The sequence below is a fragment of the Plantactinospora sp. B6F1 genome (assembly GCF_040120695.1).
Lineage (GTDB): Bacteria > Actinomycetota > Actinomycetes > Mycobacteriales > Micromonosporaceae > Plantactinospora.
The window spans coordinates 1-7803 of record NZ_JBEEAC010000063.1; the positions used below are offsets into that span (position 1 = coordinate 1).

Annotated in this window: 8 protein-coding genes and 1 pseudogene; 2 read left to right on the plus strand and 7 right to left on the minus strand. The window is 71.0% G+C overall.

The window, feature by feature from the left end; translation table 11 throughout:
- Positions 1–41: 41 nt before the first annotated feature.
- The 5 genes from ABNF97_RS33500 to ABNF97_RS33520 all read right to left on the minus strand — a co-directional run bounded on the left by ABNF97_RS33500 (position 42) and on the right by ABNF97_RS33520 (position 3006).
- A complete protein-coding gene (locus tag ABNF97_RS33500; protein ID WP_349341007.1) occupies positions 42–1190 on the minus strand; it encodes an alanine racemase in 1149 nt (382 codons plus the stop codon).
- A gap of 94 nt (positions 1191–1284) precedes the next feature.
- Positions 1285–1683, minus strand: coding sequence for a hypothetical protein (locus tag ABNF97_RS33505; RefSeq protein ID WP_349341008.1), 399 nt, complete (start codon positions 1681–1683; stop codon positions 1285–1287).
- Positions 1670–2329, minus strand: coding sequence for a hypothetical protein (locus ABNF97_RS33510; protein ID WP_349341009.1), 660 nt, complete (start codon positions 2327–2329; stop codon positions 1670–1672). The genes ABNF97_RS33505 and ABNF97_RS33510 overlap by 14 nt, the downstream gene beginning before the upstream one ends.
- The gene (locus tag ABNF97_RS33515) at positions 2326–2586 is read right to left on the minus strand and encodes a hypothetical protein (protein WP_349341010.1); all 261 of its coding nucleotides are present in this window, start codon (positions 2584–2586) and stop codon (positions 2326–2328) included. Before ABNF97_RS33515 ends, ABNF97_RS33510 begins: the two co-directional genes overlap by 4 nt.
- Positions 2587–2787: 201 nt before the next feature.
- Positions 2788–3006 carry a winged helix-turn-helix domain-containing protein gene (locus tag ABNF97_RS33520; protein WP_349341011.1) on the minus strand — a complete coding sequence of 73 codons (219 nt, stop codon included), beginning with the start codon at positions 3004–3006 and terminating at the stop codon, positions 2788–2790.
- A gap of 344 nt (positions 3007–3350) precedes the next feature.
- Between ABNF97_RS33520 and ABNF97_RS33525 the strand changes: the two genes are divergently transcribed.
- Entirely contained in the window at positions 3351–3656 is a 306-nt protein-coding gene (locus ABNF97_RS33525; protein WP_502930587.1) for a DivIVA domain-containing protein, read from the plus strand.
- Positions 3608–5827 (plus strand): hypothetical protein, encoded by a 2220-nt coding sequence (locus tag ABNF97_RS33530; protein WP_349341012.1) that lies wholly within the window; start codon positions 3608–3610, stop codon positions 5825–5827. Before ABNF97_RS33525 ends, ABNF97_RS33530 begins: the two co-directional genes overlap by 49 nt.
- Before the next feature lie 16 nt (positions 5828–5843).
- Here ABNF97_RS33530 and ABNF97_RS33535 read toward each other — a convergent pair whose 3' ends face one another.
- Both ABNF97_RS33535 and ABNF97_RS33540 read right to left on the minus strand, forming a co-directional pair.
- Positions 5844–7418 carry an IucA/IucC family protein gene (locus ABNF97_RS33535; RefSeq protein WP_349341013.1) on the minus strand — a complete coding sequence of 525 codons (1575 nt, stop codon included), beginning with the start codon at positions 7416–7418 and terminating at the stop codon, positions 5844–5846.
- 57 nt (positions 7419–7475) lie between these two features.
- Positions 7476–7803 (minus strand): annotated as a pseudogene (locus tag ABNF97_RS33540) (hypothetical protein); the annotation flags it as partial.

Below are 7803 nucleotides of genomic sequence, written 5' to 3' on the forward strand. Positions count from 1 at the left end.
GGTTGTGGTCTCGGGGCGGGGCGGGGGGTGTGGGCTCGGGGTCAGTCGGTTGGCACTCCGGTCCGGAACTCGGGCGGATCGTGCATCAGGAAGTCCCGGTGACTGATGTTCCAGGCGTACGCGCCGGCCATGCCGAAGACGATCGTGTCGCCGGCCGCGATCCGGCCCGGCGGAGGCAGCTCGGCCGCGTCCGGCACCCGGGCCAGCACGTCCTTCGGGGTGCAGAGCTGCCCGACGATCGTCACCGGGCCGGCCCCGGTGACCGGCCGGGGGAACGGATAGTCCCACTCCGGCCGGGGCAGCACGGTGAACGGCTGCGAGTGCCCCTTCGCCGCCGGGGTACGGATCTGGTGCGTGCCGCCGGTCACCACCACGAACCACTCGGCACCGGAGCGCTTCACGTCCAGCACCCGGACCCGATACCGTCCGCAGTAGACGGTCATGGCGCGGCCCGGCTCGATCCGCAACGTCCGGCCGGGATGCGCGGCGAGCAGCCCGGCCAGCGCGGGGCCGTACGCCGGCCAGTCGAACCGGGCCGCCGGGTCGGCGTAGTCGACCGCCATGCCGCCGCCGACGTTCACCTCCCGGGCGTCGAGTTCGGCCACCGCCCACTCGACGACCGTCCGGGCCACCTCGGCGCCGGCGGGCGCGCCGAGCCCACTGCCGAGGTGAGCGTGCACGCCCCGGATCCGGATCCCCGGCAGGTCGAGCCGGGCACAGGCCCGCGCGTCCTCCGGTGACATCCCGAACGGGCTCGACCGGCCGCCCATCACCAGCACCGCCTCGCCGACCGGCACCGGCAGGTTGACCCGGAGCAGGACGTCGGCGACCGTACCCCGGGCCACGGCCAGCCGGGCGAGCCGGCGCAGCTCGGTCGGGGACTCGACGTGGAACCGGCGTACCCCGGCGGCCAGCCCGGCCACCAGTTCCGCATCGGTCTTGCCCGGTCCGCCGAACGCCGCCGGGGGAGTGCCCGGGAAGACCTCGGCCAGGTGCCGCAGCTCGCCGCCGCTGGCCGCCTCGAAGCCGTCGACGTGCGGCGCCAGGGTACGCAGGATGCCCGGGTCCGGGTTCGCCTTCATCGCGTACAGCAGCTCGACCCCGCGCGGCAGCGCGGCCCGGATCGCCGCCGCCGAAGCGTCCAGCCCGGCCAGGTCGTACCAGTAGCTCGGCTTGGCGTGCCCCGTCACCTGGTGACCTTTCGTACGCGCTGCGGGACTCGCAGACCCCGGCTTGCTCCTCGCGCTCACCGGGTCTGGGTGCCCTCTCGGTAGTTGCCCTTGGTCACTCCTTGCTCCATTGCTCGGCAAGCGTGTCGACATCACGCAGAAACCCGTTAAGCTCCTCGTCTTCGAGATCTCCTAGGAACTTCCAGAGGAGCAGCATTTCGTTTTCGATGATCGTTTGCTGATCGAGCTGTTCGAGCGCGTCTGCCTTACCTGTCTTGGCGGCAAGTATCAGCGTTTCCGCAGCCTTTGGGTCGAGATCGAAACCTGTGTCCTGAATCTCAGCTCTAGCGTCGGCAACAAAGCGAATCACTTCGCCGGTCGAGACGTTCGAGGCAAAGGCGCGGTCAGCTGCGATGAAGAAGGCGGCGCCGACTACCTCGCCGAATCCGTCCCATCCTTCGGCGTCAAGTTCTGCACAGTGTCGGCGATAGCTATCTGCGTCACCCTTCGCCATGAGGCGAATGAGTTCGAGGTGTGCCCTTCGGTCGGTCACGGTTTTCCTTCCGCTTCTGCCTGAACTTGTCCATGAGATGCAATGCGCCCGCTATCAGTACGGCGCTGGTCACCACCAGTGCCTGCGCGGTCTCGCCATGTGAGGGAGGCGGGGATGTGGCGAGCGGCGGCTCGGAGCGCTGAACCTGCGATGTCGCCCCTCTCGGACGAGCCGCGTCGATGAAGTCAGCGAACTTCTTGGCGTAGTCGCCGACCTGCTCGGCGTTGTGAGTCGTCGCTCTCGACGCCTTGCGGAAGATGGAAGCGCGTTCGGCCGCATCCCGAACGATTTCTTCACCCGGTGGTGTGGAGTCGGTGGCCTGCTCTCTTGCCGGCGCAGCTCCGGGTGCGATTATGTTGATGTAGGTCGCGAAGTGGCCGGCGCTCTCGGCTAACAAGCGGGCGATCTTGCCGGCCTTTGCTCCGGCCGTCTCGCTTTCGGAGACTGCCAGGCGAAGCTTCGGGTGGTCGCTTCCTCGTCCCGCGTCGGTCAGGGACGAGTGTCCAGTCGTCAGGTCTGTCTGCGCACGTTTCGCGGCCATGGCAGTCCTGTCCAGGCGCTCGATCACCTCGCGGAGCTGGGCGACCACATCGCCGACGCTGCTCACCCCAGCGCCCGCAGGAACTCGTTGGCCTCCTCGACGCTCGCGTCGATGCGGCGGGTCGTTAGTTCCACCTCGCGGGCAGCCTCCCGCAGGGAGGCCATCGCCTTCTCGACTTCTGGGTGCCTGCTGTCGTAGACGGTGTAGCCGGCGCGGCTCGTCGCGTCGGCGGTGTCGGCCGCGACCGTTTCGATTGTGCGTCGCCCCGCGCCGATCGCCTGGACTCCTCTTCGAACTGTGACCTTCACATCCCCGATGTTCATCGCACCTCATTCGATGTCGGCCTTCGCGAGCCCTTGAAGCTTCACCCTGCTCGGTGGCCTGTGTGCGTGTGGTGGTGGACATGGCCGGAAGGGTGGGCGACGCTGGACCTGTCACTTGGGTGATCGACCGAACACTATCCGGGAGGGTCGAAGGGCGCAGCCCTGCGGATTGCCTCCCTGCCGTCGAGTCGTGGCAACCGCCTACTTTGAGTCGGTCACGAAGACGCCCTTGCCCTGGTGTCCATAGACGAGACCTTCGGACTTCAGAATGACGATCGCCATGTGGACCGCGTTGTTGCCGACGCCGTACCTGGTCTGGAGCTGCCTGATCGAGGGCAGCTGATCGCCCGGGCCGAGCGCTCCAGACTTGATCTGTTCGCGCAGGTCGTCGGCGACACGCTGGTAGTTCGGCGTGACCATGTGTGCGTATCTCCCTAGGTAGCACGTCGATTCGATCACGCAAGGTCGCCAGGTTCAACCACTTGTACTTCTCGCGCTTACCGCGATATGTTGTGTCCGGGTGATCCCTAGGTAGCACTTTGTGATCACCTTCTGCCCGGGACGGCCAGCTCGTACGGGTTGTCCGTCCCGGCTTCTGAGTCACGCTCGCCGGCGTAGGTCCCCTCGTGGCTGCGCTGGTGGGCGGCGGTGGTCCCGGCCCGGGGTGAGCGTGCCCGGGGATTCGGGCCGGGGTCGCCTGTCCAACTGCCGCTGTCGTCGAAGGGTTGGTGAGATCTGTGGGTGTTCTGTCGCGGTGGTTGTTGGTGCGGGAGAGGGTGTCGGCGCGGCGGCTTGGGTCGGCGTACCGGCCGGCGGCGTACTGGGCGTCGGGGCACCGGCCGTTGTGGCCGTCGCAGGTGCGGCTGCGTCGGTTCACCCGGGTCGGTTTCGGGCGACGGGGTGTCGACCCGGACGAGGTGACCGCGTTTCTCGATCAGGTGGCCGGTGATCTGGCCAGGGCGTACGCCGAGGTGGCTCGGGTGCGGGAGCAGAATGCGCGGATCAAGGACGCGTTGCGGCGGTGGCAGTCCCGGCAGGTGCCGTCGGTGCGGGAACTGGCGGGGCGTTGATGGGCGGGGTGCCGGTGGTGGTGTGCCGCTCGTGTGACGGTCTCGCGTTCACCCTTGACCCGTGTCGGTGCACCTACGGCGGCGACCGGTTCCTCGTCACCGTTCAGGACCGGCCGGTCGGGGAGGCGTACCGCGACTGTCGGGACTGTCAGGGGGTCGGCACCCTGGCCCGGCCGTGTCACGACTGTCGGCAGACCGGCCGGCGGCGGGCGCAACTGGTGCTGACGATGGCGAACCTGGACACCGGGGCGGTCGCGTCGGCGAACGTGGTACCCGGCGTTGTCGAACCCGTCCCATGGGACGGTGACGGCGGTGGGAGCTGGCATCTGCCACTCGCCCCGCTGCTGCAGGAGCTGGCCGTCCTGGTCGGTGCCGGTTCGTGGAGAGACGTCCGCGCCCCGGGTGACCCGGACGGGCCGCTTGTCCTGCTGCCTCGCGCGTGGCGGCCGGAGCAGCCGGCGTCGACCCGCAGGGCGTTGGAGGCGGAGGCTATCGCGGGGGAGAGCCTCGACGGGTGGCGGCTCTACCTCGGCCACACCACCGTCGTCCCAGCCCGGGACCCCGCCGCGAGCTTGGGCCGGTGGTGCCGGTTGGCGGATCTGCTCTGTCTGGATCTGGTGGTCGAGGCCCGCCGCATGGTCGCCACCGATGCTCTGACGTGGGCGATCCGGTTCGAGATGCCGGGCGGGCCGGTCCCGGCCGAGACGTACGGCTATGCCGACGACCTGACCACCGCGATCACCACCACGACCGACCTGGACGCGTTCTACGGCCTGGAGGAACGGGGTCGGACCGTCCCCGCATATCAACCGGCCATCCGGCATCCACCACCGGATGCTCGGCCCACGGTCGACCTGGATCAGCTCGAACGGCGGATCCTCGCCGACTGCACCGACCTGGCCACCGGCAACCCGCACCCCGGAGCGCAGGCCGTCTGGCGAGACGGCCGCTGGTGGCACACCGCCCTCCGCATCGACGGCACCACCGAAACCCTCACCGAATGGACCACCGGCCAGATCCACTGCCGGCGGACGCCGAGCCTGCGGCGCGGATGGCAGCCGCCGGCACCGTCGTGGCAGGGCCCGCCCATCGGGTACGTCGACTGCCCCGACTGCGACCCACACAGTCGGCTCCGCGCCTGCGACTGCCGGCTCGGCACCAACCGCATCGATCCGGACTGCCCGCGTTGCGCCGGCTCCGGCCGCAGCCCCTCCCTGCTACGCTGCTACACCTGCTGGGGCAGCCACCGCCTCCATTCCGAGGTGACCGTCACCATCACCGACCTTGCCAGCCGGGTTGTCCAGCTGGGTTGGCGGACCGGGCCGACCGGCTGGCAGACCGGCGAACACACCTGGCGGGACGATCCCACCGGAGAGGGCGACGGGCCGGCCGGGCCGGCGGGAGAGGAACACTGGCGGGCCGGCCAACACGTCCCGGCACCACACATCGCGAACCACCCCGGCGGCAAACCGCTACACCAACTCCCCGACCAGTTTCGGCTCGCCGGCTGGGCCGACCACTTCGGCGTACGCCCGGAAGACCTGGTCGAACTCGACGGCGGCGGCAGTCTCGACCACGGCCTCCGGGACGGCATCGTCACCCTGGACCGCCCCGACGCCGACCCACTCACCGAATACCTGCGCTGGGCCGCCCGGGGCCGGCCCGGCGCCCGACTCTTCCTCCTCGCCCGGCGGCCCGACGTGCCACCCCTGGCCGACCTGGTCCGGCTCGTCCTCGGACTACACCTGACGATCACGATCACCCTCACCGACCACATCCACAATGCCGGCGACCCGCGCTACACCCAAGGCGAGAGCTGGGACGTCACCATCAACCGCCCCGACCGGCCACCCGCCCCCGCCAACCCACCCACCCACGCCAGCCCGGAAGCCGCGACCACGTTCTGCCTGGACTACCTCGAACTCGCCATCGCCAACAACATCCCCACCAACCCCGACCAGCCGATCCCGGTACCCCAGAACCCCACCCCGATCGCCGTCGACGACCCGATACCCCCACTGCGCCGGCTCGCCCGCCACCACCCCGGCCAACCCGTCGCCGCCCACTACGACAGCGTCACCTGCCAGATCTGGCTCCGCGAACACCACGACGTACGCCAACTCGCCACCGCGCCCACCCTGCCCGCCGCCATCGGCGCCCTCGGCCTCTGACGAGATCGGCTCGCGCTCACCAGCGGTCCCCGCCGAGCGGGTTGGGAAAGGGCAGGTAGTCGGCGTGCCGGTCGGCGGCCCGCTGCCAGCGCACCAGCAGGTTGGCCTTGACCGGCAGCGGTACGCCGGCCAGCAGCGCCCGCAGCCGGGGCGGATCACCGAGCCGGGCCGACGTCTCGCGGACCACCTCGCGCAGCGTCGCCCAGAGCCGCGCCTCGACCCCGGGGTGCGCGTCGGCCAGCGCCCCGGCCAGCTCCACCAGATGGTTGACGAAGAGGCAGTAGCTGACCCGGTTGAACGCCTGCTCCGGGTCGTACCCGATCGGGGCCGGCAGCCGGGCGAGCCAGTCGGCCCGGCGTTCGGTGTCGAGCTTGACGCCCTCCAGGTCGCGCAGCAACATCCGCACCGGCCACCGCTCGGCGTCCAGCACCACCACCACGTTCTGCAGGTGTGCCTCGTGCACCACTCCGTGCCGCCCCCAGAGTTCCAGCACGGCCGGAACGAGCAGCCGGACGTACGCCTCCCACCAGCCGACCGGATCCGCCACCGCCAGCGGTGCGGCGGCCAAGGCAGCGGCGAGCAGGGGCGTCTCGCCCTCGGCCAGGTGCGGACGTAACCCGCCGCGCAGGATCACCCCGTACGTCTCGTCCAGCTCCGGCAACTCCACCGTCCGGTACGCCGGCTCGGGCAGCAGCGCCACCCCGGCCGGCAGCGGCAGCTCGGCGAGGAGCCGGGTGAGCGCCACCGCGCCGGTCAACTCGTATCGGGCATTCTTCCGCACGCAGTTGGTGATCCGGACGTGCAGGCTGGTCTTGACGAACAGGTCGCCCCGGGGCGCGTAGAGGGTACGCACGCTGGCGGTCGGGCGCAGTACGGCACCGGCGGTCCCGAGGTCGCGCAGCCGGGAGTCGAGCGGGCCGGAGAGCTCGTACTGCCACGGGTGCACCGGCAGCACGGCGTGCCCGGCCGGCGCTCGGGGCGGATCGAGTACCTCGATCAGCTCGTCGAACGGTCCCTCCGAGCCGAGCAGTCCCTCCGGTACGGCGATCCAGCGCAGCCGCAGGCTGGTACGCAGCTCCGGGGCGTACGCGTTCCACGCCTCGACGTCGCCGCTGCGCCACTTCGGGGCCGGGTGTCGGGGATGACCGTGCACAAGCGACTGTTCAGAGTCCACGTAGGAGTCGACGACCGGGTCGCCGGTCGGGTCCGGATCGGCCGGCGGGCGCAGCCGGAGTACCCGGTCCAGCGCGTCCCGGCTCGCCACCACCTGGCCGGTGAACTCGTCGTTGCGGACCCCGGTGCGCAGGGCCAGCTCGTCGGCGACCAGGGTGGCGAGCCCGGCCGCGTCGACCGGTGACCAGACGCCGCCGGAGAACCGCTGCACCGGGCCCTCGTAGCGGTGCGCACCCACCTCGGAGACCCGGGCCACCGCGCAGCGCAGCAGTACGGCACTGCGCGGCAGCCGTACCACGGCGTGACCGTCGGCCAGCGTGGTCTGCCGGTCCGGACCGGCGATCTCCCGGGCGACACAGCCGAGCAGCGTGTGCGTGCTGGCGACGTCGGCGGTGGGCCGGGACACAGCGGCGGTCATCGACAGCTCCTTGCCACGACGCGGCCGGCCCGGGCCGCGCTCACCATCGGACCCCGCTCACCGATCGGACCGCAGGTAGTTGGGGCCGGTACGCAGGTAGTACTTGTTGATGTCGGCACAGCCGGTGCGCTGCTTCGGCAGCAGTGTTCCAGCGGTGAGCATCGCCTTGACAGGTAGGCGGTCGGCGGTCAGCACGCGTTCGGTGAGCAGCCGCCCGGCGGCGGCCGCGTCCCAGCCGGCGGGCGGGCCGGCCCAGCGGTCCCAGCCGGCGGGCGGGCCGGCCCAGCGGTCCCAGCCGGCGGGCGGGCCGGCCCAGCGGTCCCAGCCGGCGGGCGGGCCGGCCCAGCGGTCCCAGCCGGCGGGCGGGCCGGCCCAGCGGTCCCAG